Source organism: Mediterraneibacter agrestimuris, assembly GCF_943193195.1.
GTDB lineage: Bacteria > Bacillota > Clostridia > Lachnospirales > Lachnospiraceae > Schaedlerella > Schaedlerella agrestimuris.
The window spans coordinates 1-25,633 of record NZ_CALPDG010000046.1; the positions used below are offsets into that span (position 1 = coordinate 1).

At 42.6% G+C, this 25,633-nt stretch carries 27 protein-coding genes, 7 tRNA genes, 1 rRNA gene, 1 pseudogene and 1 riboswitch; of the genes and pseudogenes, 35 read left to right on the forward strand and 1 reads right to left on the reverse strand.

Annotation, left to right across the window (positions count from 1 at the left end):
• The 35 genes and pseudogenes from NFS18_RS16100 to NFS18_RS16275 form a co-directional block, all read left to right on the forward strand.
• A 23S ribosomal RNA gene (locus tag NFS18_RS16100) occupies positions 1-208 on the forward strand; the annotation flags it as partial.
• A 270-nt stretch (positions 209-478) separates the two neighbouring features.
• Positions 479-552: transfer RNA gene (locus NFS18_RS16105), tRNA-Asp, on the forward strand.
• A 6-nt stretch (positions 553-558) separates the two neighbouring features.
• Positions 559-631, forward strand: a tRNA-Val gene (locus NFS18_RS16110).
• A gap of 7 nt (positions 632-638) precedes the next feature.
• Positions 639-720, forward strand: a tRNA-Tyr gene (locus NFS18_RS16115).
• Between the two features lie 55 nt (positions 721-775).
• Positions 776-848, forward strand: a tRNA-Thr gene (locus NFS18_RS16120).
• Between the two features lie 31 nt (positions 849-879).
• Positions 880-953, forward strand: a tRNA-Met gene (locus tag NFS18_RS16125).
• Between the two features lie 21 nt (positions 954-974).
• Positions 975-1,047, forward strand: a tRNA-Phe gene (locus NFS18_RS16130).
• Between the two features lie 32 nt (positions 1,048-1,079).
• A tRNA-Lys gene (locus tag NFS18_RS16135) sits at positions 1,080-1,152 on the forward strand.
• Positions 1,153-1,288: 136 nt separating this feature from the next.
• Positions 1,289-1,435: pseudogene (locus NFS18_RS16140) on the forward strand (S26 family signal peptidase); the annotation flags it as partial.
• 55 nt (positions 1,436-1,490) lie between these two features.
• Positions 1,491-2,186 carry a GGDEF domain-containing protein gene (locus NFS18_RS16145; RefSeq protein ID WP_251392173.1) on the forward strand — a complete coding sequence of 232 codons (696 nt, stop codon included), beginning with the start codon at positions 1,491-1,493 and terminating at the stop codon, positions 2,184-2,186.
• Entirely contained in the window at positions 2,187-2,777 is a 591-nt protein-coding gene (locus NFS18_RS16150) for an RNA polymerase sigma factor (RefSeq protein ID WP_251392174.1), read from the forward strand.
• 16 nt (positions 2,778-2,793) lie between these two features.
• On the forward strand, positions 2,794-3,522 hold the full coding sequence (locus tag NFS18_RS16155; RefSeq protein ID WP_251392175.1) for a hypothetical protein: 729 nt from the start codon (positions 2,794-2,796) through the stop codon (positions 3,520-3,522).
• Between the two features lie 68 nt (positions 3,523-3,590).
• Complete coding sequence (locus tag NFS18_RS16160) at positions 3,591-4,064, forward strand: RNA polymerase sigma factor (protein WP_251392176.1); 474 nt, start codon at positions 3,591-3,593, stop codon at positions 4,062-4,064.
• Positions 4,015-4,176 (forward strand): RNA polymerase sigma factor, encoded by a 162-nt coding sequence (locus NFS18_RS19990; protein WP_251392178.1) that lies wholly within the window; start codon positions 4,015-4,017, stop codon positions 4,174-4,176. Before NFS18_RS16160 ends, NFS18_RS19990 begins: the two co-directional genes overlap by 50 nt.
• Before the next feature lie 72 nt (positions 4,177-4,248).
• Complete coding sequence (locus tag NFS18_RS16170; RefSeq protein WP_251392180.1) at positions 4,249-5,178, forward strand: transglutaminase domain-containing protein; 930 nt, start codon at positions 4,249-4,251, stop codon at positions 5,176-5,178.
• Positions 5,179-5,191: 13 nt separating this feature from the next.
• A complete protein-coding gene (locus NFS18_RS16175; RefSeq protein WP_251392182.1) occupies positions 5,192-6,226 on the forward strand; it encodes a type II secretion system F family protein in 1,035 nt (344 codons plus the stop codon).
• A gap of 12 nt (positions 6,227-6,238) precedes the next feature.
• Positions 6,239-6,580 carry a hypothetical protein gene (locus NFS18_RS16180; protein WP_251392184.1) on the forward strand — a complete coding sequence of 114 codons (342 nt, stop codon included), beginning with the start codon at positions 6,239-6,241 and terminating at the stop codon, positions 6,578-6,580.
• 14 nt (positions 6,581-6,594) lie between these two features.
• Positions 6,595-7,077, forward strand: coding sequence for a DUF4860 domain-containing protein (locus NFS18_RS16185; protein WP_251392186.1), 483 nt, complete (start codon positions 6,595-6,597; stop codon positions 7,075-7,077).
• A 41-nt stretch (positions 7,078-7,118) separates the two neighbouring features.
• Positions 7,119-7,544, forward strand: coding sequence for a hypothetical protein (locus NFS18_RS16190; RefSeq protein WP_251392188.1), 426 nt, complete (start codon positions 7,119-7,121; stop codon positions 7,542-7,544).
• Positions 7,531-8,079 (forward strand): hypothetical protein, encoded by a 549-nt coding sequence (locus NFS18_RS16195; protein WP_251392190.1) that lies wholly within the window; start codon positions 7,531-7,533, stop codon positions 8,077-8,079. The genes NFS18_RS16190 and NFS18_RS16195 overlap by 14 nt, the downstream gene beginning before the upstream one ends.
• A 3-nt stretch (positions 8,080-8,082) precedes the next feature.
• Positions 8,083-9,138: a type IV pilus twitching motility protein PilT gene (locus NFS18_RS16200; RefSeq protein WP_251392191.1), complete on the forward strand. Its 1,056-nt coding sequence runs from the start codon at positions 8,083-8,085 to the stop codon at positions 9,136-9,138.
• 42 nt (positions 9,139-9,180) lie between these two features.
• A riboswitch (TPP riboswitch) is annotated at positions 9,181-9,289 on the forward strand.
• A gap of 122 nt (positions 9,290-9,411) precedes the next feature.
• A complete protein-coding gene (locus NFS18_RS16205) occupies positions 9,412-10,077 on the forward strand; it encodes an energy-coupled thiamine transporter ThiT (RefSeq protein ID WP_251392193.1) in 666 nt (221 codons plus the stop codon).
• 116 nt (positions 10,078-10,193) lie between these two features.
• On the forward strand, positions 10,194-11,726 hold the full coding sequence (locus NFS18_RS16210) for an aminotransferase class I/II-fold pyridoxal phosphate-dependent enzyme (RefSeq protein ID WP_251392195.1): 1,533 nt from the start codon (positions 10,194-10,196) through the stop codon (positions 11,724-11,726).
• A 74-nt stretch (positions 11,727-11,800) separates the two neighbouring features.
• The gene (locus tag NFS18_RS16215; RefSeq protein WP_251392197.1) at positions 11,801-12,385 is read left to right on the forward strand and encodes a nucleoside/nucleotide kinase family protein; all 585 of its coding nucleotides are present in this window, start codon (positions 11,801-11,803) and stop codon (positions 12,383-12,385) included.
• A gap of 261 nt (positions 12,386-12,646) precedes the next feature.
• Entirely contained in the window at positions 12,647-13,642 is a 996-nt protein-coding gene (gene holB, locus NFS18_RS16220) for a DNA polymerase III subunit delta' (RefSeq protein WP_251392199.1), read from the forward strand.
• Between the two features lie 4 nt (positions 13,643-13,646).
• Positions 13,647-14,525 carry a PSP1 domain-containing protein gene (locus tag NFS18_RS16225; RefSeq protein ID WP_251392201.1) on the forward strand — a complete coding sequence of 293 codons (879 nt, stop codon included), beginning with the start codon at positions 13,647-13,649 and terminating at the stop codon, positions 14,523-14,525.
• A 90-nt stretch (positions 14,526-14,615) separates the two neighbouring features.
• Positions 14,616-15,362, forward strand: coding sequence for a tRNA1(Val) (adenine(37)-N6)-methyltransferase (locus NFS18_RS16230; protein ID WP_251392203.1), 747 nt, complete (start codon positions 14,616-14,618; stop codon positions 15,360-15,362).
• A 50-nt stretch (positions 15,363-15,412) separates the two neighbouring features.
• Positions 15,413-16,258 (forward strand): 16S rRNA (cytidine(1402)-2'-O)-methyltransferase, encoded by an 846-nt coding sequence (rsmI, locus tag NFS18_RS16235; RefSeq protein WP_251392204.1) that lies wholly within the window; start codon positions 15,413-15,415, stop codon positions 16,256-16,258.
• A gap of 248 nt (positions 16,259-16,506) precedes the next feature.
• Positions 16,507-17,280, forward strand: a complete 774-nt coding sequence (locus NFS18_RS16240) for a MurR/RpiR family transcriptional regulator (protein ID WP_251392205.1) — start codon at positions 16,507-16,509, stop codon at positions 17,278-17,280.
• 375 nt (positions 17,281-17,655) lie between these two features.
• Complete coding sequence (locus NFS18_RS16245) at positions 17,656-19,698, forward strand: alpha-glucoside-specific PTS transporter subunit IIBC (RefSeq protein ID WP_331477729.1); 2,043 nt, start codon at positions 17,656-17,658, stop codon at positions 19,696-19,698.
• A 35-nt stretch (positions 19,699-19,733) separates the two neighbouring features.
• A complete protein-coding gene (locus NFS18_RS16255) occupies positions 19,734-21,062 on the forward strand; it encodes a 6-phospho-alpha-glucosidase (RefSeq protein WP_251392206.1) in 1,329 nt (442 codons plus the stop codon).
• 226 nt (positions 21,063-21,288) lie between these two features.
• Positions 21,289-22,077 carry a DUF975 family protein gene (locus NFS18_RS16260; protein WP_251392207.1) on the forward strand — a complete coding sequence of 263 codons (789 nt, stop codon included), beginning with the start codon at positions 21,289-21,291 and terminating at the stop codon, positions 22,075-22,077.
• A gap of 76 nt (positions 22,078-22,153) precedes the next feature.
• Positions 22,154-22,846, forward strand: coding sequence for a response regulator transcription factor (locus tag NFS18_RS16265; protein ID WP_251392208.1), 693 nt, complete (start codon positions 22,154-22,156; stop codon positions 22,844-22,846).
• Between the two features lie 102 nt (positions 22,847-22,948).
• Positions 22,949-24,226 (forward strand): sensor histidine kinase, encoded by a 1,278-nt coding sequence (locus tag NFS18_RS16270; protein ID WP_251392209.1) that lies wholly within the window; start codon positions 22,949-22,951, stop codon positions 24,224-24,226.
• A gap of 89 nt (positions 24,227-24,315) precedes the next feature.
• Positions 24,316-24,969, forward strand: coding sequence for an ABC transporter ATP-binding protein (locus NFS18_RS16275; protein WP_251392211.1), 654 nt, complete (start codon positions 24,316-24,318; stop codon positions 24,967-24,969).
• A gap of 2 nt (positions 24,970-24,971) precedes the next feature.
• On the opposite strand, the gene NFS18_RS16280 is transcribed toward NFS18_RS16275, so the two are convergent.
• Positions 24,972-25,499, reverse strand: a complete 528-nt coding sequence (locus tag NFS18_RS16280) for a spore maturation protein (protein ID WP_251392213.1) — start codon at positions 25,497-25,499, stop codon at positions 24,972-24,974.
• Between the last annotated feature and the right edge of the window lie 134 nt (positions 25,500-25,633).

Consider the following 25,633-nt stretch of genomic DNA (forward strand, 5'->3'; position numbering starts at 1 on the left):
TGTTGCATTACCAAGTGCATGGCAGAGTAGCCAAGCCGGGACGGGATAAACGCTGAAGGCATCTAAGCGTGAAGCCCTCCTCAAGATGAGATATCCCATAACGTCAAGTTAGTAAGACCCCTTGAAGACGACGAGGTAGATAGGGCAGGAGTGGAAGTGCAGTAATGCATGGAGCTGACTGTTACTAATAGGTCGAGGGCATAACCAAAGCAAGGGTACTTAGTGAAGACAAGCGAAGCGCAGGCTGAACTTAGTACGATGCTTGTTCGATGGAGCTTATGCTTCTTGAACTGCTAATGTTCAAGAAGATAGCGAGGTTCTGTCGAGTTTAGTAAATCGAACTTCATTAAAGTGCAAAGCACGGTGATAGGAACTAGTGATGTAATTCTTTGTATGCAGTTTTGAAGGTACATACCTTCTAATTTGTTATGCGTTGCGCAGAAATGTCTAGATTACAGATATTAAGTGTTTATCGCAAGGCCCAGTGGCTCAGTTGGTTAGAGCGCCGCCCTGTCACGGCGGAGGTCGAGAGTTCGAGTCTCTTCTGGGTCGTTATGTGGGGTCTTAGCTCAGCTGGGAGAGCATCTGCCTTACAAGCAGAGGGTCACAGGTTCGAGCCCTGTAGGCCCCACTTATATGGATGGATTCCCGAGTGGCCAAAGGGGGCAGACTGTAAATCTGTTGGCAACGCCTTCGAAGGTTCGAATCCTTCTCCATCCATTAGCCAGTAGGCTTTGTGCTGATGTGGCTCAGATGATTAAAATGGTTGAAGTATGCCGATGTGGCTCAATTGGCAGAGCAGCTGATTTGTAATCAGCAGGTTATCGGTTCGAGTCCGATCATCGGCTTTATCTCTAACGAGATAATATAATTTAATATCGCGGGGTGGAGCAGTCTGGAAGCTCGTCGGGCTCATAACCCGAAGGTCGTAGGTTCAAATCCTGCCCCCGCAATTCAAGACTTTTAAGTCTTATGCCCAGATAGCTCAGTTGGTAGAGCAGAGGACTGAAAATCCTCGTGTCGCTGGTTCGATTCCGGCTCTGGGCATTTTGCTTGTCTAAAAACATGAAATTGAATAAGGGCGTGTAGCTCAGGTGGTAGAGCACTTGACTTTTAATCAAGTTGTCCGGGGTTCGAATCCCCGCACGCTCAGTTTTTTGGTAACCAGGGAAGTAAATTCCTTGGTTTTTATTTGTTTGGAATAGAATAATTGTATATTGTTTAACTTGATGAACCCTATGCAGCCGGAGAAACGGAGCCGCAGTCTAGGTCCGTCCGATATCCGCTTACGCTGGAAGAAGGGCAGGTATTTATTATGGGTGATAACAGAAATGAATCCATGGATTCTAGAACATTCGGAGTTGTGGGAGAATCTCAGATTAAGGGGAGAATATTATTACAGATTGGAATGTTTTATATACGAACTGTTGAATAGTATGTTATAATAATTCTGTTGCCTGGAGATGTTTTTATGAGAGAAAGAAAATATTATGAAAAAATTTGACATTTTTAAGACGATAGAATTGATTATTTTCATTGTAGTAACAGGAATAGCATTGTATATTGTATTGACAGATACGGAGCTTTACCAACTGATAGCAACCAATCCACATATACGTACATTATGTATTTTATTATGGGCGGCATGCGGTATTTCATTTTTATTTATTTTCCTGGATTTTACGTTATTTTCTACATTCAAGAAAGAATACAAGGAATTGAATTATGCCGTATCTTCTGATCCGGTGTCAGGAATTGCTAATAGATATAGCTGTGATACTGTGATTGAGAAATATTTAGACAAACCATTGCCAAAGGATATCGGAAGTGTGATGTTTGAGCTGATTAATTTGAAGGAGCTTAATCAGGCACATGGACATGGAGCGGGAAATGAAATTATTCGTGATTTTTCTGGTATTATTCAGGCGGCAGCGCTGGATCAGGCTTTTGTAGGCCGAAATGGGGGCAACAAGTTCCTTGCAATCATTGAGAATTGTGATAAGGAAAAAATGGATTTGTTTCTGGTACGTATCAATGAACGTATCAAGAGATATAATGAAAGCAAGCCGCAGTTTCCGATCTGCTTTAAATATGGAGTTGCACTTAACGAGAGCCCGGACATTGAAACAATTACCCAATTAGTTGCTCTTTCTAACACGAGGATGACGAATGAGAGGAGCAATTAAATGGAATCTCTCGATTATAAATATATAGCGAAGCTGGTCACCAGGGCTCATATGGGTGACAGTGATGCTTTTGCGGAACTATATGCCGCTACATACCAAAGAGAATATCTGTTTTCTTACAGATATCTTCGAGATGAATATCTTGCGCAGGACGCCTTACAAGAAACGTATATTCTTGCTCTTAAGAATTTATCGAAGTTAAAAGATCCGATGCTTGTTATTTCATGGCTGAACCAGATAAATTTCCGTGTTTGCTATAATTTGCAAAAAAAATATCAGCGTTATAATCAGGAAATGGAGCAAGGCAATGACTTTTTGGATACTTTCGACTCGGAAGGATACGGAGGGAAGGGGTATAGTGGAAACCGAAATACAACGGAGGATATGATATGCAGGATTGATTCTCAGGAATATATGATCAATCAAATTTTGAAACTTCCGTTTACAGAATCTCAGGTTATCCTGCTGAAGTATTATAAAGATATGAAACTTGATGAGATTGCCATGTTGATGGATATCAGTAAAAGTTCTGTTAAGCGGTACTTAAAAGCGGGGTGTGAACGATTGGCGCAAGTATCGCAGCGAATTTAGGGAGGTGAGTTGTACAGTGTCGATTTTTCAGAAAACGGTTGAACATCAGCCTGAATTAAGGTTGGAAGATGCCGGCAGAATTCTTAAGAATGTCTTCAAGGAAAATAATGTAGAGCCAAACTCTGTGCCGCTTGAAGTACTGACCGCTTATAGTAATTACAGGAAAGAGCGCTTTTCTTTACAGAGGATGATCATTGTGATTATTATGGTACTATTCATGTTGCTGCCGTTGCTTTTTATACCGTCTATATTTACAATTCAGACAAATACTGCTCAGTCAGAGATAAATCCGACATATACACTGGAAGTTACATCCAGGATGCCTGTGAAACGTATTACTGCAGAAATCAACGGACGTAATGTTCCAGTATACGAGATGGATGCACATGTGTATTCTATTGAGCCGATGGTAAACGGAAGGATGGCGGTTACAGTTACTTTGGTGAATAACCAGCAGTCCGTACAATATATCGATGTAGGGAATGTCGATCTGGAGGCGCCGGTTTTGATATCTACGGAAACGAGGGATGGATTAGTATATCTTTATCTGTCTGATACAGGGTTAGGCATTGATTATGCGAATGTTTCAACTATCAGTGCAGGGGGTGAGGCGGTAAAGCCGCAATTTATTGACGAAAAAGTAGGATGTATTGCACTTCCTTATCCAAATGAAACACTGAATGTGTATATTCCGGACTTTGCAGAGAACACACTACAGCTTGTTATCAGCATTGAGGGCAAGTAGTAATGATTTAGAAGTTTGAGATGATTAGTTTTTCTAACACGAGGAGTATGGAGGAAGGGAGCAATTAAATGGAATCTCTCGATTATAAATACATAGCGAATCTGGTCACTCGGGCTCAGGCAGGTGACAGTGATGCCTTTGCAGAATTATATGCTGCCACATACCAGAGAGTGTATATGTTCTCTTACAGATATCTTCGGGATGAATATCTTGCACAGGACGCCTTACAGGAAACGTATATACTTGCTCTTAAGAATTTATCTAAATTAAAAGATCCGATGCTTGTTATTTCATGGCTGAACCAGATTAATTTTCGCGTTTGCTACAAGTTACAAAAAGAGTATCAGTGTTATAATCAGGAAATAGAACAAGGTAATGATTATTTAGATACTTTTAATTCAGATAGATACTGGGGGGGATTCTGGAAGCAGGAATACAACAGAGGATCTGATATGCAGGATCGATTCTCAGGAATATTTGGTGAATCAGATTATGAAGCTTCCGTTTACAGAATCTCAGGTTATCTTGCTGAAGTATTATAAAGACATGAAACTTGATGAAATTGCTATATTGATGGATATCAGCAAAAGTTCTGTCAAGCGGTACTTAAAAGCAGGACGTGAACGATTGGCGCAAGTATTGCAGCAAATTTAATGGAATGTCTTCAAGGAAAACAATGTATATCTCGCGTTATGAAAAATAAGTAATGAAAAGGAGGCTGTCAAAATGTATAAACAGGTACGTTGCTTATATATGTTCCTGCTATTTGTTTTTGCAGCTGCTCTTATTATGGGCTGTTCCGATGGCGGTGGGGCGTCTTCTAAGAATCATACAGATGAGAGCAGGACTACCAAGACAGAATTTTTGGTTCCGGCTGCAGAAGGAACTGTTACTTATGGCAACGACACTGTTTCTGTTGATGCTTCCAACACGTCGGAGGGCTATGTTATGGTGCGGTATACGGGAACTGTAAGTAAGGTGAAGCTGCAGATCACTGCTCCGGACAGCACAGTGTACAGCTATAACCTAAGAGCCGGAAATTATGAGTCATTTCCACTGCCAAAGGGAGACGGAGATTATGATATCACGGTACTGGAACATGTACAGGATGATATGTATGCAGTCTCGTTTTCTACATTAATCAGTGCAGCGATCAGTGATGAATTTAAGCCATTTCTTTATCCAAACCAGTATGTCTGGTTTACACCAGAGTCTAAGGCAGTGGCATTGGGGAAAGAGGTGTCAGATGGGTCATCCAATGATCTGGACTATGTGGAGCAGGTTTACCGTTACATCATAGAAAATATTAGTTATGATGATGAACTCGCGGCAAATATTAAGGCGGACTATCTTCCGGTTATTGATGATACGCTGGACAGCGGAAAGGGAATCTGTTTTGATTACGCATCCCTGATGGCAGCACTTCTTCGGTCACAGGGGATTCCAACGAAACTGGAGGTAGGCTATTCGGGAGATACCTATCATGCGTGGATCAGTGTATATCTCGAGGAAAGCGGATGGGTCAATGGTATTATTGAATTTGACGGAATAAGCTGGTCTCTGATGGATCCGACGCTTGCTGCGAATAACAGTAACTCATCGGTCGGAAAGTATATCGGTGACGGAAGCAACTATACCGTGAAATATTCTTATTAATAGGAGGGATATTATGAAACCATTTTCTAATCTGGAATTATCCTCTTTTTGTGGACAGATGTCTCTGATTTTGAAATCAGGTATCTCATCAATGGAAGGGCTGACAATCATGACGGAGGACGCGGCATCTGCCGATGAGAAAGAAATTCTGACAAAGCTGCTTTCTGATATGCAGGAGACGGGAAGTTTATGTCAGGCTATGACAACGACAAAAGTATTTCCGGCTTATATGCTTCATATGGTGGAGATTGGCGAGGAGACCGGAACATTGGATGACGTGATGGATTCATTAAAAAGACATTATGAACGTGAAGAGTTTATTAGTAAATCTATCCGTAATGCGGTTACTTACCCAATGATTATGACAGGAATGATGGCAGTCGTGGTAATTGTACTGCTTGTTAAGGTCATGCCGGTATTCAATCAGGTATTTGTTCAGCTTGGTACGGAGATGACGGGATTCTCTCGGGTGCTGATGAATACAGGAACGGCTATTAACCGCTATTCAGCTGTACTTATCGTGGTTATTGTAATAATTGCAGGTGTGATACTGTACGGCACCCATACGGAATCGGGAAAGAATTTGTTCCGAAAATTGGGACACAAGGTGAAGTTTACACGTTCTATTTATGAAGAAATTGCTGCCTGCCGTTTTGCAAGCGGTATGGCATTGACATTAAGCAGCGGACTCAATTTAGACCGCAGTATGGAACTGGTGATATCATTAAATGATGATCCTGTATTCCAGAAAAAGATCGAACTTTGCCAGAAAGAAATCAATGAAGGAAAAGAACTGAGTGAAGCACTTGCTTTTTCCGGTATGTTTACAGGAATTTATGCAAGGATGGTTTCTGTTGGTTCCAAGACAGGTTCGCTGGATCAGGTGATGAACGAGGTGGCAGAGATGTATCAGGATGATATTGATACACAAATGAATAACCTTCTGGCAGTTCTGGAACCGACACTGGTTGTTCTATTGTCATTGATCGTAGGAGTGATCCTGTTATCGGTTATGCTGCCGCTTATGGGAATCATGTCCAATATATAAGGAGGACAGTGTATGAAGCGGTTTAGTTATCGGAGACAATCACGTTCGATACCAAAATTTCTATTTTCACTTTGCGCGTTTTTATTGATTTTGCTTTCGTTTATGCAGGGAATATCTTCTCTTTCAGACAGTACGGTAAGAAGACAGAAGGAAAGTCTGGAAGATGCGATTATGCATGATATTACATATTGTTATACGATTGAGGGAACATATCCTGAGAGTCTGGAATATCTGAAGGAGAACTATGGACTTACTTATGATGAAGATTTGTTTTTTGTGGATTATCAAGTGGCGGGTTCTAATATCCTGCCGGATGTGACGATTATCGAGAGAAGGACTGATAAAAAGCGATAAAGGGGGTTGAAAATGTGAAATTAGGCACAAAACAAAAGCATATGATAGATGTAATATTTCCGATTGCTTTGTTTGTCATATTTGCACTCAGCGCACTGACAGTGCTGCTTCTTGCAGCCCGCATATACCGTTTCACAACGGAGAATTCTGCATTGAACTATACGGCACGTACAGGCTTGTCCTATATCAGTGAGAAAATTCACCAGAACGATGTAGGCGGTCGGATAGAAATCGGTGAACTGGATGGTCAGGAAGCCCTTATCATGACACAGGAGTATGAGGATACTAAGTATTATACTTATATTTATGCCTACGATAACGAGCTGAGAGAACTGTTTATGAAAGAGGATGCCAGAGCAGAGTTGTCTGCTGGTACATCAATTATGGAGATTCAGGGCTTCTCTATGGAACAGAAGGATGAGGGAGTGTTCCGGTTCATATGTACAGATCAGAATAATCAGACAGACTCGATTCTGGTTGCAGTGAGAAGCCAATAGATATAGATTTTGATATGGATACAAGAAAGGAAAATGTTTCTATGGTACGCAAAAACAGACCACGGTCTTCAGGTTTATTTTTAATGGAACTGATACTTGCAATTCTCTTCTTTTCGATTGCAAGCGCCGTTTGTGTGCAGATTTTTGTAAAGTCGCATCTGTTAAGCGTAGAATCCAGGGCGCTGAACCAAGCAGTTAATAAGTGCACTTCTGCAGCAGAGTATATCAGCGCAGTTTCGGACGGAGAGTTGGAGATGGGTACGGAAACAATCTATTATGATGAAGATTTCATAGAATGCGGCAGGGAAGAAGCATTATATATGATGAATGTTGATACAGAGGAAGACGGCAGGATGGTGAATGCTCATATTGAAATTAGGCAGGCGGACAAAGCAGACGGAAAAGTGATATATGAACTGGATGTTGTAGATTATATTGCAAGGAGGACCGGGCATGAAGAGAGATAAACAACAGTCTTCATTTGTAAATATCGGGTCATCCTCTTTGCTGATCATATTCCTTGTATTGAGTCTGGTTACATTTGCTGTGTTGTCACTTGTGAGTGCACGTAGTGATCATAAACTTACTGGACGGCTGGCGGCTCATAAGACAGAGTATTATGAAGCTTCCTCAAAAGCAGAGGGAATCCTTGCGAAGATGGATGCAGTGTTTGAAGAACGGGCAGAGAAAGCAGGCGATAACCTTGCAGAGTATTCGGAAGCAGTTGTAGATGAGCTTCTGTCAGGACCATTTCTAGATGGGATTGATCTGACATATACAATTTTTGAAAGAGAAAATGAGCATGTTTTTTCGGATAAAGATCCGTTGCTTGAACTGGGATTTACCATACCAATATCAGAGAAACAAGCATTAAAGGTTATTTTGTATATCAATGACTATACAAAGTCAGACACATATTATAAAATACAGGCATGGCAGGTAATATCCACAAAAAAATGGGAAGGCGGTCAGCCGTTAGAACTTTTATCAATGGGGGAATAAAGTATGCATATAGATGAAATTTTAAGACAGGCAATTGCTGAAAAGGCATCCGATGTCTTTTTTGTTGCCGGGCTTCCTGTTTCTTTCCGTAAACAGGGAGTTATTTCACAGTTGAATGATGAAAGGCTGCTTCCCGCTGACACAGAGGTTCTGCTGACAGAGATTTATGAACGGGCAGACGGACGAGATATAAGTAAACTGCACCAAAACGGGGATGATGACTTCTCTTGTGCCATTCCGGGACTTTCTCGGTTTCGTATCAGCGCATATAAACAAAGAGGTGCATTATCCGCAGTTATCCGAATTATCACATTTGATTTGCCGAATAAGGATGAACTGGGTATTCCGGACTATGTCATTCACCTTGCAGACAGCGGAAAAGGCATGGTACTGGTAACAGGTCCTGCAGGAAGCGGTAAATCTACAACCCTTGCCTGTATGCTGGCACAAATCAATCAGACACAGAGGAAGCACATTATTACACTTGAGGATCCTTTGGAATACCTGCACCGTCATGAGCAGAGTATTGTGAGTCAACGGGAAATTAACGTAGATACAGAAAGTTATGTGACTGCACTGCGTGCCGCACTTCGTCAGAGTCCGGATGTAATCCTGCTTGGGGAAATGCGTGATTATGAGACGATTAATGTTGCAATGACTGCGGCTGAGACCGGGCATTTGCTATTGTCTACACTACATACAATTGGCGCGGCCAATACCATTGACCGTATTATTGATGTATTTCCCGCGAATCAGCAGCGTCAGATAGCCGTACAGCTTTCCATGGTACTGAATGCGGTTGTCTCTCAGCAGCTTGTTCCTACTGTGGACGGTAAGGTTGTTCCTGCATTGGAGATCATGACTGTAACGCCTGCTATCCGTAATATGATTCGTGATAATAAGGTGCATCAAATTGATGGATTGATTTATTCTTCCATGAAGGAAGACATGATATCTATGGATGCAAGTCTGATGAATCTCTGTAAAGAGGGTATGATCAGCAGAGATACTGCACTGAAATATGCGACTAACCCAGATATGCTGGGAAAGAAGATATAAAATTTTCTTGCATTACACAGAAGTTGTGATACAATAGTACTGTAAATAAAACAGGGGAGCTTGCAAAAAGCAGGCTGAGAGTAAGCTGTGTTGCTTAGACCCATAACCTGATTTGGATAATGCCAACGTAGGAAAATAACCTCAGTAGATGTTTGATGCTGTGATAATACCCGTGGGTGCTATCACAGCATTTTTCTTTGGTTTTTCAAATCAAGACTGATTTGTGGATGCCTGTAATACCAGCAGGTATCTGGGACAAAGGAGGAGATTGGTATGTTTAACTTTATGGTGAATGCAGAGGGCGGATTGACAACAGCAGGATATGCGGTTTCTATCGTGATCGGTATTGTGCTGTTTGCGGCAGCAGTTGTACTGGCAGGTAAAAATGGCAGCCGCAGGAAAATGACGACAAGACAGATGGTATTCTGTGCGGCGGCGCTGGCGCTGGCTTATGTAACTTCCTATATTAAGCTGTTCGGAATGCCGTGGGGAGGAAGTGTTACTTTATGTAGTATGTTATTTATTGTACTGATCGCAAATTGGTATGGTGTGCAGACCGGGATTCTATGCGGACTGGCATATGGTATTTTACAATTTTTACAGGAGCCATTTGTATTGTCGTTTTTCCAAGTGTGCTGTGATTATATATTTGCATTTGCAGCCCTTGGACTTGCGGGATTTTTTGCAAAGAAAGAGCATGGTCTGATGAAAGGTTATATTCTGGCAGTTGTTATCCGCGGTGCATTTCATTCATTGGGCGGATACCTGTACTGGATGGATTATATGCCGGATAATTTCCCGCAAGCGTTGAAATGGATTTACCCGGTAGCTTATAACTATAGTTACCTGCTGGCAGAGGCAGTGATCACGGTTATTGTGATTTTGATCCCCGCAGTGGGAAAAGGATTGGCACAGGTGAAGAAAACTGCTTTGGAGTAAGAGGTATAATTTGGCAGAAAAACAACTATTTCTTTTAAATAAAACATGGTAAGATAATAACAGGGCTTTGCATTTACTGCAAAGTCCTGTAAAAACGTGAGGGGGAGAAACCAGGAATGTTATTATATGAACGGCTCACAGAGTATGGACAATCTGATTATTACGGATTTCACATGCCGGGGCATAAGCGGAACAACAGTATAATGAGAAATTCATTTCCCTGTAAGATAGATATTACGGAGATAGAAGGCTTTGATGATCTGCACCATGCGAAAGAGATCCTGAAAGATGCTCAGGAGCAGGCGGCAAAGGTGTATCATGCGGAGGAGACGTGTTACCTGATCAATGGAAGTACCTCTGGGATCTTGAGTGCAGTGCTTGGATGTACGCATAAAGATGGGCGGATCTTGATGGCCCGGAACTGCCACAAATCAGTATATGCGGCGGTATATATGAATGCATTGGAGCCTGTCTATATTTATCCGGAGTATGATACGGCAAATGGGTTAAACGGTGCAGTTGAGGCGGACAGGATCAGGGAGATCCTAAGAACAAATTCCATTCAGGCGGTTGTTATCACTTCACCGACCTATGACGGTGTGGTTTCAGATGTGAAGGCGATTGCAGAAGCGGCGCATGAATTTGGGGTCCCTCTGATTGTGGATGAGGCACATGGGGCGCATTTTGGGTTTCACCCATATTTTCCGGAAAATGCGAATCAGCGGGGGGCGGACGTGGTGATCCATAGTCTGCATAAGACGCTGCCGTCTCTGACACAGACGGCGTTGCTCCATATGAATGGAAGTCTGATAAACCGGGAGCGGATTCGGAAATATGTACATATGCTGCAAACAAGCAGTCCATCGTATGTACTGATGGCAAGCATGGACGAATGTATTCATTTTCTGGAGAAGCAGATATCTGGGAATGATGAAGCAACAAGTGACGTATCTGCCGGCGGACGAATAGGAAACGGTAAAACTGCATTTGATTTGTATTCAGAACGTCTGGAAAAGTTTAGAGCGGATCTTGGACAATTGGAGTGCCTGCATATTGTGAGAACGTCTTGTTATGACAGATCAAAAATTGTGATTTCTACGCGGGGAACGGCATACAGCGGCAGGCAGTTATATGAAGAGCTGCTTACGACATATCATTTACAGATGGAAATGGCATCCCGGGAGTATGTGCTGGCAATGACAAGTGTATGTGATACAGAAGAAGGTTTTGAGAGATTAAAACAGGCTTTGTTTGAGATTGATGGGCGAATGAAAGAGGTGAAAAAGAGGCAGACGAGAGATTATAAAGGGAAGTTTTGCATGGGATTGGAGAGTAAGATTATAGAAGGTATGGAGACGGCAAAAGGTGAGGTATCTATGGCTTTGCCTCATCTGGAAAGGTTTTGCACAAGCGCACAGGCGGAGATTCTGGCTGAGCAGAAGGAGCAAACAAAGCTGTGTCCGGTAAAGGAGAGTGCGGGGGCGGTGGCGTTGGAATACGCCTATGTTTACCCGCCGGGAATTCCGCTTATTGTACCAGGAGAGCGGATCAGCCATGAAATCATAAAATTATTATATCAATATATGGATATGGGATTTGATATTGAAGGACTGCAGGAAGAGAAAATGATTTATATATATGACAGGTAATGATATGCTAAGAAAGAGTGAAAGAGAAAACCAGATGCCAGGCATAGGTAAAAGCAGATAAAAGGAAAATAGATATGGGAAAAATTTTTTATGTTATGGGAAAGAGTTCCTCTGGAAAGGATTCGATTTTTAAGGAAATAAAAAAAAGAATGCCTGAACTGAAGGACATTGTTTTGTATACAACCCGTCCGATCCGGGAGGGAGAGACGGATGGATTGGAATATCATTTTGTAGGGGAGGACACATTGCGTGAGATGGAGGCAAGGGGCTGTGTTATTGAGCAAAGGACTTACCATACAAAATGCGGGATCTGGCGTTACTTTACAGCTAGTGATGGTCAGGTGGACTTGGAAACGAAGAACTATCTGGTAATCGGCACATTGGAGTCTTATGAGGCAATGAAGCTGTATTTTGGTGAGGAAGCTGTTGTACCATTATATGTGGAGGTGGAGGACGGACTTCGGTTATTCCGGGCACTTGAGAGGGAACGGCAGCAGGCGGAGCCGAAGTATGCGGAAATGTGCAGGCGTTTTCTGGCGGATCTGGAAGATTTTTCAGAAGAGAATCTGGAGAAAGCCAGCATAAAGAAACGATTTACAAATGTAGAGTTTGCGGCTTGTGTGCAAGAAATAATGGATTATATGCTACAGTTCTGTTAGGTCTGTGTATTTACTGGGGTGAAAGAGCGGATTCTATTTCTCCAACACACGTTTTTACGGACTTTGCAGTAAATGCAAAGTGCTATGCTGAACTGTTACTAAGAATTCTTTATGTTAGGATTTACGGGGTATCTCTTGCATAAAAAATATGATATACTGTCTATATACATATATATGCGCCATGAAGGGCTGTAATGAAATCATAGTGTATAAGTATGTATAGAAACCAAAAGTAGCAGAAAACAGACAGCAGGTGATCGAATGGGTGGATTTAAGGATGTAGTTGGACATAAGAATATTATTCAATATATTGGAAATGCGGTGACTGCCGATGCTGTTTCACACGCATATATTTTTAATGGGGAGAGAGGTTCGGGCAAGAAGCTGCTGGCGAGTTTGTTTGCCATGAGTCTGCAGTGCCGGAACCGTGATGAGGACGGTGATGCGTGCGGTAAGTGTCAGTCCTGTAAGCAGGCGATTAGCGGCAACCAACCGGATATTATTAAGGTGACGCATGAGAAGCCGACGACGATCAGTGTAGATGATATCCGTGAGCAGGTGAATAATGATATTGTGATCAAGCCGTACAGCAGCCGATATAAGATTTATATTATTCCCGAAGCGGACATGATGAGTGTGCAGGCACAGAACGCACTGCTTAAGACAATTGAAGAGCCGCCGGAGTATGCAGTTCTGATTCTTCTGACGGAGAATGCAGAGACACTTCTCCCGACGATCCGTTCCAGATGCGTTATGATGAGACTGCGTAATATCAAAGACAAGCTGGTTAAGAAGTATTTGATGGAGCAGATGGAGATTCCGGATTATAAGGCGGATATCTGTGTTGCATTTGCACAGGGCAATATGGGTAAGGCAATTGAGCTGGCAACCTCTGAGCATTTTAATGAGATCAAGGAAGAAGCAGTACATTTACTTCGGAATATCAATGATATGCAGGTAGAAGAATTGATGGCTGCTGTGAAAAAGTGCTCGGCTTATAAACTGGAAATCAATGATTATCTGGATGTTATCGCAGTATGGTACCGGGATGTGCTTATTTTTAAGGCTACTAAGAATGTGGACAGAGTTGTTTTTTCTGACCAGTTGAAGCATATCAGGGAGCGGGCGAATAAGAGTTCTTATGAGGGAATCGAGAATATTTTAGAGGGTCTGGAAAAGGCAAAGGCAAGATTAAAGGCAAATGTTAATTTTGAGTTGACGATGGAATTGCTTTTATTGACAATAAAGGAGAACTAGAAGAATGGTGAAAGTAATTGGCGTGAGATTCCGCGTGGCGGGAAAGATTTATTTTTTCTCACCGGGCAATCTGGAAATAAGGCAGGGAGACTGTGTCATTGTGGAGACTGCCCGCGGAGTTGAATACGGACGAGTAGTAAGCGGACCGAAGGAAGTGGCTGAAGAAGAGGTTGTGCAGCCGCTGAAGTCAGTGATTCGCCTGGCAACAGAGCAGGATGAGAAGAATGAGGTAAAGAACCGGGAGAAGGAGAAGGAAGCATTCCGGATCTGTCAGGAAAAGATCCGCAAACACAATCTGGAAATGAAGCTGATTGATGCGGAGTATACGTTTGACAATAATAAGGTATTATTTTACTTTACGGCTGATGGAAGAATTGATTTCCGTGAGTTAGTAAAGGATTTGGCAGCAGTATTCCGTACAAGAATAGAACTGAGACAGATCGGTGTCCGTGATGAGACGAAGATCCGCGGCGGTATTGGCATTTGCGGAAGACCGTTGTGCTGCAGCACCTATTTGTCTGAGTTTGCAGCAGTATCTATTAAGATGGCAAAGGAACAGAATTTATCATTGAATCCGAGTAAGATTTCTGGTGTGTGCGGCAGACTGATGTGTTGTCTGACAAATGAGGAAGAGACATATGAGGAATTGAACAGTCAGCTTCCGTCTGTGGGGGACATGGTGACGACACCAGAGGGACTGAGTGGTAACGTACATTCTCTAAGCGTGCTTCGTAAGCAGGTAAAGGTGATTGTGAATCTGGAAAATGATGAGAAAGAGATCCGGGAATATAAGGCAGACGAACTGAAGTTCAAACCGAGACGAAAGAAAGCGAAAGTGTCTAAGGAAGAGATGAAGAAGCTGGAGGCGCTGGAGAAAGAATAATGGAGAAAAGGATTGAGGGATGTAGGGAGTTTGAGGCGGACTTGTCCGCTTTGTTACTGTCAAGTAAGAAGGCTTAGAAAGAAATAGAAAATGAAAGAAACAGAGAAGATGCAGATGGTGGATCTGCTTCCGGGTGAGCGGCTGGATGATCTGCAGTTAAGCGGTTATTATATCATTCAGGATCCGGCGAGATTTTGCTTTGGTGTGGATGCTGTCATGCTGACAGATTTTGCAAGGGTGAAGCCGGGAGAGCAGGTGCTAGATCTGGGGACCGGGACAGGAGTAATTCCGATTTTGCTTTCGGCGAAGACGAAGGGAAAGCATTTTACAGGATTGGAAATACAGCCGGAGAGTGCGGACATGGCACGGAGAAGTGCGGCATATAACCATCTGGAAGAAAAAGTGGAAATTGTGACAGGGGATATCAAAGAGGCGGCGGACAGGTTCGGAACTGCCTCTTTTGATGTGATTACGGCTAATCCGCCGTATATGTTAAATGAACATGGTTTGAAAAATGCAGCGGATGCCAAAACAATTGCGCGCCATGAGATTTTGTGTACGCTGGATGATATTTTGCGTGAGAGTGCAAAGTTGTTAAAAGAGAGCAGGGGACGGTTCTATATGATTCACAAGCCGTTCCGGCTGGTGGAAATTTTGACGAAAATGTGTCAGTATAAGATTGAGCCGAAACGGATTCAGTTTGTGCATCCGCATATACATAAAGAACCGACGATGGTTCTGATTGAAGGTTTGAAAGGGGGAAAGTCACGGGTGACCGTGGAGCCTCCTATCGTAATGTATACATTATCGGACAAAGTCCGCCCGCCAAAGGCATGAATTATGGGATGCCCGGATGGGTATGAGTAAAGAAAGTAAGAGTGGGAAATATGCCAGGAACATTATATTTATGTGCAACACCGATTGGGAATCTGGAAGATATGACATTCCGCGTGATCCGTACGCTAAAAGAAGTAGATTTGATTGCGGCAGAGGATACGAGGAATAGTATAAAATTGTTGAATCATTTTGAAATTCAGACTCCGATGACAAGTTATCATGAATTCAATAAATATGAAAAGGGCAGAAAGCTGGTAGAAAAGCTTTTGGAGGGACAGAACATCGCTCTGATCACGGATGCGGGTACACCGGGAATTTCTGATCCGGGGGAAGAACTGGTGCAGATGTGCTATGAGGAAGAGATAGCCGTGACATCTTTGCCGGGGGCAGCAGCCTGTGTGACTGCGCTGACGATGTCCGGACTTTCTACAAGGCGGTTTGCCTTTGAAGCGTTTCTGCCGACAGATAAAAAAGAACGGGAAGCAGTTCTTGGGGAAATGGAACATGAAACACGTACGATCGTGATGTATGAGGCTCCTCACCGGCTGGTCAGAACCTTGAAATTGTTAGAAGAACGTCTGGGTCAAGAGAGAAAGATCACGGTGTGCCGGGAGCTGACGAAGCGGTATGAAACAGCACTTCGTTCTACGATTGGCGAGGCGCTTGCCTACTATGAGGCGAATGATCCGAAAGGAGAATGTGTGCTGGTGATTGCCGGACGGAGCCGTGAGGAAATGCGATTGGAAGAGCAGGCACGCTGGGAAGAGATGAGTCTGGGAGAACATATGGAACATTATCTGTCTCAGGGGATCAGCAGGAAGGATGCAATGAAGATGGTTGCTAAAGACAGGGGTGTGCCGAAGAGAGAGATTTATAATCAGTTGGAGAAAGATTAATTAGAAGATATAGACAGAAACTGATTGTTTAGAAATATTCTGAGGAAAAAATGGTAAAGACTGGCAGAAATATTATTTGAGAAAAATTTCTGTCAGTCTTTTAAATTTTGTATTAAGAAAGAGCTTTTAAATGATTTGACTTGTTATTTAAAAAAAGTTACAATTGAAAAATGAAGATTTATGTTTAAAGTAAAGCAGCGCTTCTTGAGAAATTTAGACATATTTTAGGAAAAAAGAGGACATCACATATGGCAATTGAAGATTTAGTCAGGGCAAATTATCGAAAATTAAACGAGAATGATCTGCACATATGGAAATATATTGACAATCATCGAGAGGAATGCTGCCGCTGCACGATCGAGGAACTTGCAAAAAACTGTAATGTTTCGAGAACAACGATTTTGCGTTTTGCAAAGAAACTTTCGATGGATGGATTCAGTGAATTAAAGATTCATATGAAAATGGAACGCAACAAAAAGAGCATTCCAATCCGGAATATCACGAAGCTTGTGTGTGATGATTACCGGAAGCGAATCGATGAGATGGAAAAAAATGAGTATACGAATATCTGCCGATGTATATATGAAGCGAAACGGATTTTTGTATATGGTTCAGGAGCGGTTCAATCTTTTGTGGCAAAAGAATTTAAGCGGGCTTTTTTGTCTGCGAAAATCTGCATGAATCTGATCGAGGGCGGAAAAGGAGAGCGTGAGTTGATCATGGATATTCTCCAGGAAGGGGATCTTGTCATTATTGTATCACTCTCAGGAGAATCAAATCATGTGGTTGAATTTGCAAAAAGCCTTAGGATGAAGGACGTTAAGATTATTTCTATGACCAAGTTGAAGAACAATACGCTTGCACAAATGAGAGATGAGAATCTTTATATCAATACATCGACAGTTGGAACATCTTATATTCAGAATTACGAGACAACAACTTTGTTTTTTATGACAGTAGAGCTTCTTTTGATCAAATATTTAATTTATCAGGAAAAACGATGTGAAGAATTGGTTTTTTAGAATAAAGCAGACAAGGCGGCAGGCTTATCAGCCGCCCTTTTTTTGTTCTATAGGAAACTTCTCCGAATTTTCCTATAGAACAAAAACCCTCCGGGGGATGCGCACTGCGGCGTATGAGGTAGATGTCGCAATGCGACCGCCGCAGGCGCGAGTTTCGCAAGCGAAACTCTTTATTCTATAGAAAAGGTGTGAAATATCACAGGTATATGTGAAAAAATTCAAAATTTCAGCAGTATCCCTAAAGGTGCCAAAGCTATTGATTTAAGTAAAAAATGACGTTATGCTTATGCCATCAAGAAAAACATCTGATCGGAATGTAAAAAATTGATAGGAAATGAATAGGAAAAAGAGCTGATTTGAAGGAGGAAACACGTTATGATGCAGAAGATTCAACGATTTGGCGGTGCAATGTTCACCCCGGTCCTGCTTTTCGCATTTGCAGGAATTATGGCTGGTATCTCTACATTGTGCATGAATGAACAGATTTTAGGAACTTTGGCAAATGCTGACGGAATGTGGTATCAGTTATGGAATATTATCAATCAGGGTTCGTGGACGGTATTCAGAAATATGCCGCTCGTATTTGCAGTAGGGCTGCCGGTGGGATTGGCAAAGAAGCAAAATGCCCGTGCCTGTCTGGAAGCATTGGTTATCTACCTTACATTTAACTATTTTGTAAATACGATCCTGACACAGTGGGGACCGTTTTTCGGAGTCGATTTCACACAGGAAGCAGTAAGCGGTTCAGGACTTGCCCTTGTAGCAGGAATCAAGACATTGGATATGGGAATGATGGGAGCAATTCTTGTAGCGGCAATTGTTGTATGGATCCATAACCGTTATTTTGACACACGGCTTCCGGAGTTTTTGGGAATCTTTAAGGGATCTACATTTGTTTACATCATAGGATTTTTTGTGATGATACCGGTTGCATTTGTAGCCGCTTTGATCTGGCCGAAAGTACAGCATGCGATCGGTGCACTGCAGGTATTTCTGGCAAGCTCAGGGGCTGCCGGAGTTGGAATTTACTCCTTCTTAAACAGAATTTTGATTCCGACAGGTCTTCATCACTTTGTATATTCTCCATTCTTATATGACAATGTGGCAGTACAGGGAGGAATCGTTGCTTACTGGACACAGCATATGGCAGAATTTGCAGCATCGGGACTTCCGCTGAAAGAGTTGTTCCCACAAGGGGGATTTGCTCTTTACGGAATGGAGAAAATCTTTGGTTCCATTGGAATAGCACTTGCCTTTTATAAAACAGCAAAGCCGGAGCGAAAGAAGAATGTTGCCGGACTTTTGATTCCCATCACGTTAACTGCAGTTGTTGCAGGTGTGACGGAGCCGCTTGAATTTACTTTTTTATTTATCTGTCCGCCGTTGTTTGCACTGCATTCTGTACTGGCCGGTATTATGGATATGGTAACCTATATGGTCGGTGTTGTTGGCAACTTTGCCGGAGGTCTGATCGAGTTTATCGCCATCAACTGGATACCGATGGGCGGCGCTTACTACATGACTTATGTTAAACAGATTATTGTGGGAATTGTATTTATCGGAATTTACTATATTATATTCAAGACAGTTATCTTGAAATTTGACATCAAAACACCAGGGCGTGAAGACGGTGAAGAAGAGACAAAGTTCTATTCAAAAGCGGATTATAAAGAAAAGACAGGAAGCGGAAAGGGAAATTCATTTACACAGCGTGCACAGGATTTCTTGGATGAGCTGGGCGGCGCTGGAAATATTGAGGATGTAACAAATTGTGCGACAAGACTTCGCGTATCTGTAAAGGATGTATCACTTGTACAGGATCCGGCTTCATTTAAGGCATCCGGCGCTCATGGGCTTGTAGTAAAGGGAAATGCGATTCAGGTCATCGTCGGTATGGATGTCGCAAATGTAAGAGATGAATTTGAAGCGCTGTTGGCAGGCGGAGAAAGTTCTGCAGCAAAGCAGAAGAAAATCCTGCATCTTGGGACTCCCGCAGAGGGAACGGTTTTACCGCTGGAAGAGATGAAGGACGAGGCATTTGCATCAGGAAGCCTTGGGCTTGGTGTGGCTGTAGTACCATCAGGAAATACGGTACATGCTCCGGCAGATGTAGAAGTGACAATGCTCTTTGATACAAAACACGCAGTCGGAATGGTGACAGAGGATGGTGTGGAGATTCTCATTCATATTGGAATCGACACAGTACAGCTGGATGGAAAAGGCTTTACCGCTCATGTGAGCAATGGCGATAAGGTGAAAAAAGGAGAGAAATTAATTACATTTGACAAGGAATTACTTGAAAAAGAAGGTTATGATACGACGATAGCCGTGCTTGTAACAAACGCGGACCAGTATGAAAAGGTAGCAGTTCTTCTAGGTGAGGCAAAAGCCGGAGAACAATGTATCGAAATCAAATAAATTAAGAAGCTTACAAAAAGAAAGGAAGTTATATCATGAGAAAATATTCTATTACAGTAGCAGGCGGCGGAAGTACATTTACACCGGGAATTGTATTAATGTTGTTAGATCATCAGGACAGATTTCCGATTCGTCAGATCAAATTTTATGATAATGACGCAGAACGTCAGGAAACAGTTGCGAAAGCATGCGAGATTTATTTGAAGGAAAATGCGCCTGACATTGTATTTTCTTATACAACAGACCCGGAAACTGCATTTACAGATATTGACTTTGTGCTTGCGCATATTCGTGTCGGAAAATATGCAATGCGTGAACTGGATGAAAAGATTCCGTTGAAATACGGAGTAGTAGGACAGGAGACATGCGGCCCCGGAGGTCTTGCATATGGTATGCGTTCCATCGGCGGTGTGATCGAGATTTTGGATTATATGGAAAAATATTCTCCGAATGCGTGGATGCTGAATTATTCAAATCCGGCAGCAATTGTAGCAGAGGCGACAAGAAGACTTCGTCCGAATTCCAAGATTTTGAATATCTGTGATATGCCGATCGATCTGGAGGAAAAGATGGCCTCTATGTGTGGTATCACATCCAGAAAAGAAATGATGGTTTCTTACTATGGATTGAATCACTTTGGATGGTGGTCAAAGATTTACGATAAGGACGGAAATGATCTAATGCCGAAAATACGCGAGCATGTAAAAGAGAATGGCTTTGCAGATGCGCTTTCTGAGACAAATCAGCATGTAGATCAGAGTTGGAGAGAGACGTTTACAAAGGCAAAAGATGTCTATGCTCTTGATCCGGAGACGATTCCGAACACATACTTGAAATACTATCTGTACCCGGACTATGTAGTAGAGCATTCCAACCCGGAGTACACCCGTGCAAATGAAGTTATGGACGGCCGTGAGAAACAGGTATTCGGAGCATGCCATCGGATTATTGAAAAGGGAACGGCAAAAGACGGCGGATTTGAAGCAGACGTACATGCATCTTATATTGTAGACCTTGCCTGTGCGATCGCTGAAAATACAAGGGAACGATTCCTTTTAATCGTGCCGAACGAAGGCGCTGTTGAGAATTTTGACCGCACCGCGATGGTAGAAATTCCATGTATCGTAGGAAGCAACGGATATGAAAGAATCTGTCAGGGAAGCATTCCGCAGTTCCAGAAAGGGCTGATGGAACAGCAGGTAAGCGTAGAAAAACTTGCGGTAGAAGCCTGGATCGAAGGAAGCTATCAGAAAATGTGGCAGGCATTGACGTTGTCCAAGACTGTTCCGAGTGCAGGTGTGGCAAAACAGATTTTAGATGATCTGATCGAGGCAAACAAAGGATACTGGCCGGAATTAAATTAATTATTTTGTGCAATCGGATAGATATAGAAAGTAAATAAAGGCTGTATAAAATTTCAATAAGTAAATTTTATACAGCCTCTTTGCTGTCAGGCATGCAGTAAAACAATCTGGTGGACTGCTTTGAGTTATTAAGCTGCCGTTAAGGTTATTCCCATTGTACTTTAAGCTTCCTTTGCTATACTGTCTATAAGAAAAGGAAGTGGATTCAAAAGAAGGAGGTCATAACATGAATAAATGGACGAGAAAAAAAATGAAGGAGATAGGAAAATCCCGGATGAAAGCCAATTATTGGAAGTCGCTGCTTGTGGCTGTTCTGCTTGTGGCGATCGTAGGAATGGGAACCGCAGGGGCAGCAGGTAATGGTAATGATCGGTATAGGGATATGTACGGAGATAGTATATCGGCAAGTGTGACAGAAGTAGAAGGTATATCAGATGATAACACAGATATATGGGAAGAGTATAGCAGGAATACAAGCAGAATTGTTATGATCGTTGTTTTAATAATCGTTTTACTGTTCATGCTGACAGTGGCCCTGCTGTTCAATATATTTGTCGGTAATCCAGTGTTTGTAGGCGGCTCCAGATTTTTCTATCAGAATCTGGATAAAAATGCAGATGTAAAAGAAATATGCTATACTTTTGACAGAGGTTATAAAAATGCCGTGAAGACCATGTTCTTCCGGGATTTGTATACGTTTTTATGGACGCTTTTATTCATAATACCGGGCATATGTAAATACTATGAATACAGTATAATTCCGTATCTGCTGGCAGAGAATGAAAATATGACGAAGGAAGAAGCATTTGCAGAGAGCAGACGGCTGATGAAGGGAAATAAATGGCGTGCATTTGTGCTGGATCTGTCTTTCATTCCGTGGCTATTCCTGAGTGCGGTTACATTAGGTATGGTGGGAGTGTTCTATGTAACTCCGTATATGTACAGCACGGGAGCGGCATTTTATCAGGCATTGAAAGAGGAAGACTTGTTCCGTATTGCTTCTGAAAATGAGTAGGAAGATGTAAGCAGGAAAAGAGACTAAAAGCAGTAGTGATCTGTATAAGGATTCGTATAATATAGAGGAAGAGAAAATGGGGTATCGAATATTAATTGCAGATGATGAGCCGGAAATTCGGGAGTTATTCCGGCTTTATCTGGAAAAAGATGGTTACGAGGTTTTGGAAGCCGGGGACGGTCTGCAGGTTCTTAAAATTTTGAAAACAGAGAAAATAGATTTACTCTTGCTGGACATCATGATGCCGGGCCTGGATGGATTTGCCGTATTAAGACAGGTACGAAAAGAGAACAATATTCCGGTATTGATTTTGTCCGCAAGAGATACAGATGCGGATAAGATTTTGGGACTGGATCTGGGAGCAGATGATTATCTTACGAAGCCAATTAACCCGCTGGAAGCGGTTGCAAGGGTCAATTCCAACATCCGCCGTTTTTATGCCTTAGGGTCGCATGGCGGGGGGAAGGATGTTCATGTTCTGGAAATCCGGGACTTGAAGCTGGATCTGGACGAATGCAGTCTTTACAGAGGCGGGGAAGAAATTGTGCTGACTTCTGTGGAGTACCGTTTGATGCGGCTATTTCTGGAGAATCCGGGAAAGGTATTTACCAAGGAGCAGATATTCCGGGCTGGCTGGAACTGTGAATATATGGAAGACGACAACAATGTGATGGTCTGTATCAGTAAGCTGCGGGCGAAGCTGTCAGATGATGCCAATCACTATATCCGGACAATCCGGGGGCTTGGATACAGATTTGAGAAAGCCTGATGTGAGATACATACAGGCATCAGCATTGTCAGGGATACAAAATGTGATAACTGATATTTGATAAATTCTAAAGGCTATAAAAATGAGAGGAGGAAGAGCAGTATGTCGAAGAAGACAGAGAAACTGAAAGACTATTTTATCCTGCGGCTCTTTGTCGTAATGCTCTTTATCCTGATCAGTGAGAGCCTTGTAAATTTGTTGATCTCACAGGCATTTTTCCCTGTGATTGGAGAAAGTCTGGGGATAGACATACTGGCGGACAATCTGACTATGCTGGAGAGAATGGGGATTTTGTTCCGTCTTCTTTTGTATCTTGCAGGAGAATGCTTCTATTCGGCAGTTATGAGTATACTGCCGCCGCCGATTCTGGTAGTTGCACGGCGTTTTTTGGATCATGCAAAGATAGCAGACATTCTTCCTGTATCGGGAAAAACAGGAGGACTTTTACTAATGGCGGTGACGGTGTCGTTGATATTATATTTGCTGCCGTATGTAATCGGAATCATTGCATATAGTCTGATGGTAGTACATAAAGTGGAGGAAATCCGTGAACATGACAGAGCACAGAGGGAAGCATATATTCAGAAACGAAATCTTCTGCTTTCTGACATTACCCATGATCTGAAGACACCGATTATGACAATCAGCGGATATGCTCAGGTGTTGAGCGAAGGGATGGCCGAGACACCGGAGAAACAGCGGGAATATCTGGGGGCAATTTATGCGAAGTCTCTGCAAATGAACCGGCTGATCACGGTGCTTTTTGACTATGTTAAGCTGGACAGTGACGGATTTGAATTGAAAAAAGAGGGCGTCGATCTGTCGGAATTTGTGCGGGAAGTCAGTGCGGAAATGTATACCGATATTGAAACTGCGGGGCTGTATCTAGACGTAAAAGTTCCGCAGACGAAATGTTTTGCCAGGATTGATAGATCCCAGTTTGCCCGGGTGGTGGTGAATTTACTTTCCAATGCAGTGAAACACAATCCTGTAAAGACTCGCATAGGGATTTCATTGACGGAAGTGTGGAAGGATCAAAAGCAGAATATGAAAAACAGTGAGGGAAGGATTGAGCCGGGAAGAGAAATGTGGCGGATCCAGATTGCAGATACAGGCGAGGAAATAGAAGAATATCTGACAGAGCATTTGTTTGATCCTTTTGTAATGGGAGATGCGTCCAGAAACAGAGCCGGAAGTGGATTGGGACTGAGTATTGCTGCTAAAATTGTGGAAATGCATGGCGGCAGGCTGTCATTGGAACAGCCTGCGGAAGCGCCCTACAGAAAAGCATTTTGTATTGATCTGCCAAAGGAAAAAGATTGGTCGGACACCTTGCGGCACAGTGCAAGGTGCCGTATAAACAGTAACGAAAACATATAGCTGTAGTTTAATAGATTAAACTGCGCATTGTTTTGCCTAACTGGATATGATAAAATAGAAACAGTAAAAGGAATGTGAGGTATCCGGTTATGGCAAGTCTGACATTAAAAAATCTTAATAAAATATATCCAAACGGTTTTGTATCTGTTAAGGATGTATCTCTCCATATCCCGGACGGAGAATTTGTTACTTTTCACGGTCCAAGCGGCTGTGGTAAGTCCACGATTCTCCGTATGATCGGCGGATTGGAGGATATCACTTCAGGAGAGATCTATCTGGGAGAGGATCTGCTCAATGAGATTCTGCCCCGTGACAGACAGATCGCAATGGCATTTCAGAATTATGCACTGTACAAGCATTTCAATGTATATGATAATATGGCGCTTGGATTGAAGCTCCGTAATATGCCGAAAAATGTCATTGACAGCCGTGTCAAAACGGCAGCAGAGTTTCTTGGAATCGGGAACATTCTGGATAAGAAAATTAAAGCAATTACAGATTCACAGAAGCAGAAAGCAGCACTTGGAAGAGCAATTGTATTTCAACCGAAGGCGCTTCTGCTGGACGAGGATTTTGCACAAAATAACGAGAAGCTTCGTTCAGAGATGCTTCGGGATGTAAAGAGGATTCATCGCAAGCTGGGAATGACAATTCTTTATGTAACGAATGATTACGATGAGGCGATCACCCTTGCGACAAAGGTTGTTTTTATGAAGGATGGCGAGATTACGGAAGTGAAATAGTTTCATGCCATCATCCCGGCAAGGATTACACTAGCGACAAGACCCGCGAACGTTGCCAGCAGGGCGCCCGGCAATGTGTAGCGGGTTTTTGTGACTTTGGCGGTCATAAAATAGACGCTCATTGTATAAAAAATTGTTTCAGTGCAGGACATGGAGATGGATGCAATCAGTCCAATCCGGGAATCTGTTCCATACTCCTTGAAAATGTCTAAAAGCAGTCCGGTGGCTGCTGAAGAGGAAAACATTTTCACAAGGGTAAGAGGAACAAGGGAACCTGGGAATCCGATGTATGCTGTGAAATGTCCGATAACCCGGGAAATAAAGTCTAAAAAGCCGGAGGCACGCAAGATTCCAACAGCGACCATCAAGCCGATGAGTGTGGGCATGATTTTGATAACGGTGAGGAAACCGCTGCGGGCGCCTTTGATAAAGTTATCGTATACATTCGTTCCCATCAGGATGCCGTAGGCAACGATGGCGAGAATGATAAAAGGAACAATGAAGTCGGAAATATATAAGAAAAACTGCATGGCTGTTCTCCGTGAAAGTATAAGTTTGTTTTATGTATATGACAGAGATGTGAAAAGTATGTAACAGTTCAGCCTTCGGCTTCCTGTTACAGGCATCAAGCCATGCAAAACCACTTCGTGGTGGCTTGATGCAT

Bases quoted from the DNA above. Each gene is read 5' to 3' on its own strand.
- NFS18_RS16145 (WP_251392173.1), top strand. From the start codon at position 1,491: ATGAAAAAATTTGACATTTTTAAGACGATAGAATTGATTATTTTCATT.
- NFS18_RS16150 (WP_251392174.1), top strand. From the start codon at position 2,187: ATGGAATCTCTCGATTATAAATATATAGCGAAGCTGGTCACCAGGGCT.
- NFS18_RS16160 (WP_251392176.1), top strand. From the start codon at position 3,591: ATGGAATCTCTCGATTATAAATACATAGCGAATCTGGTCACTCGGGCT.
- NFS18_RS19990 (WP_251392178.1), top strand. From the start codon at position 4,015: ATGAAGCTTCCGTTTACAGAATCTCAGGTTATCTTGCTGAAGTATTAT.
- NFS18_RS16170 (WP_251392180.1), top strand. From the start codon at position 4,249: ATGTATAAACAGGTACGTTGCTTATATATGTTCCTGCTATTTGTTTTT.
- NFS18_RS16175 (WP_251392182.1), top strand. From the start codon at position 5,192: ATGAAACCATTTTCTAATCTGGAATTATCCTCTTTTTGTGGACAGATG.
- NFS18_RS16180 (WP_251392184.1), top strand. From the start codon at position 6,239: ATGAAGCGGTTTAGTTATCGGAGACAATCACGTTCGATACCAAAATTT.
- NFS18_RS16190 (WP_251392188.1), top strand. From the start codon at position 7,119: ATGGTACGCAAAAACAGACCACGGTCTTCAGGTTTATTTTTAATGGAA.
- NFS18_RS16195 (WP_251392190.1), top strand. From the start codon at position 7,531: ATGAAGAGAGATAAACAACAGTCTTCATTTGTAAATATCGGGTCATCC.
- NFS18_RS16200 (WP_251392191.1), top strand. From the start codon at position 8,083: ATGCATATAGATGAAATTTTAAGACAGGCAATTGCTGAAAAGGCATCC.
- NFS18_RS16205 (WP_251392193.1), top strand. From the start codon at position 9,412: ATGTTTAACTTTATGGTGAATGCAGAGGGCGGATTGACAACAGCAGGA.
- NFS18_RS16210 (WP_251392195.1), top strand. From the start codon at position 10,194: ATGTTATTATATGAACGGCTCACAGAGTATGGACAATCTGATTATTAC.
- NFS18_RS16215 (WP_251392197.1), top strand. From the start codon at position 11,801: ATGGGAAAAATTTTTTATGTTATGGGAAAGAGTTCCTCTGGAAAGGAT.
- holB (WP_251392199.1), top strand. From the start codon at position 12,647: ATGGGTGGATTTAAGGATGTAGTTGGACATAAGAATATTATTCAATAT.
- NFS18_RS16225 (WP_251392201.1), top strand. From the start codon at position 13,647: ATGGTGAAAGTAATTGGCGTGAGATTCCGCGTGGCGGGAAAGATTTAT.
- NFS18_RS16230 (WP_251392203.1), top strand. From the start codon at position 14,616: ATGAAAGAAACAGAGAAGATGCAGATGGTGGATCTGCTTCCGGGTGAG.
- rsmI (WP_251392204.1), top strand. From the start codon at position 15,413: ATGCCAGGAACATTATATTTATGTGCAACACCGATTGGGAATCTGGAA.
- NFS18_RS16240 (WP_251392205.1), top strand. From the start codon at position 16,507: ATGGCAATTGAAGATTTAGTCAGGGCAAATTATCGAAAATTAAACGAG.
- NFS18_RS16245 (WP_331477729.1), top strand. From the start codon at position 17,656: ATGATGCAGAAGATTCAACGATTTGGCGGTGCAATGTTCACCCCGGTC.
- NFS18_RS16255 (WP_251392206.1), top strand. From the start codon at position 19,734: ATGAGAAAATATTCTATTACAGTAGCAGGCGGCGGAAGTACATTTACA.
- NFS18_RS16260 (WP_251392207.1), top strand. From the start codon at position 21,289: ATGAATAAATGGACGAGAAAAAAAATGAAGGAGATAGGAAAATCCCGG.
- NFS18_RS16265 (WP_251392208.1), top strand. From the start codon at position 22,154: ATGGGGTATCGAATATTAATTGCAGATGATGAGCCGGAAATTCGGGAG.
- NFS18_RS16270 (WP_251392209.1), top strand. From the start codon at position 22,949: ATGTCGAAGAAGACAGAGAAACTGAAAGACTATTTTATCCTGCGGCTC.
- NFS18_RS16275 (WP_251392211.1), top strand. From the start codon at position 24,316: ATGGCAAGTCTGACATTAAAAAATCTTAATAAAATATATCCAAACGGT.
- NFS18_RS16280 (WP_251392213.1), bottom strand. From the start codon at position 25,499: ATGCAGTTTTTCTTATATATTTCCGACTTCATTGTTCCTTTTATCATT.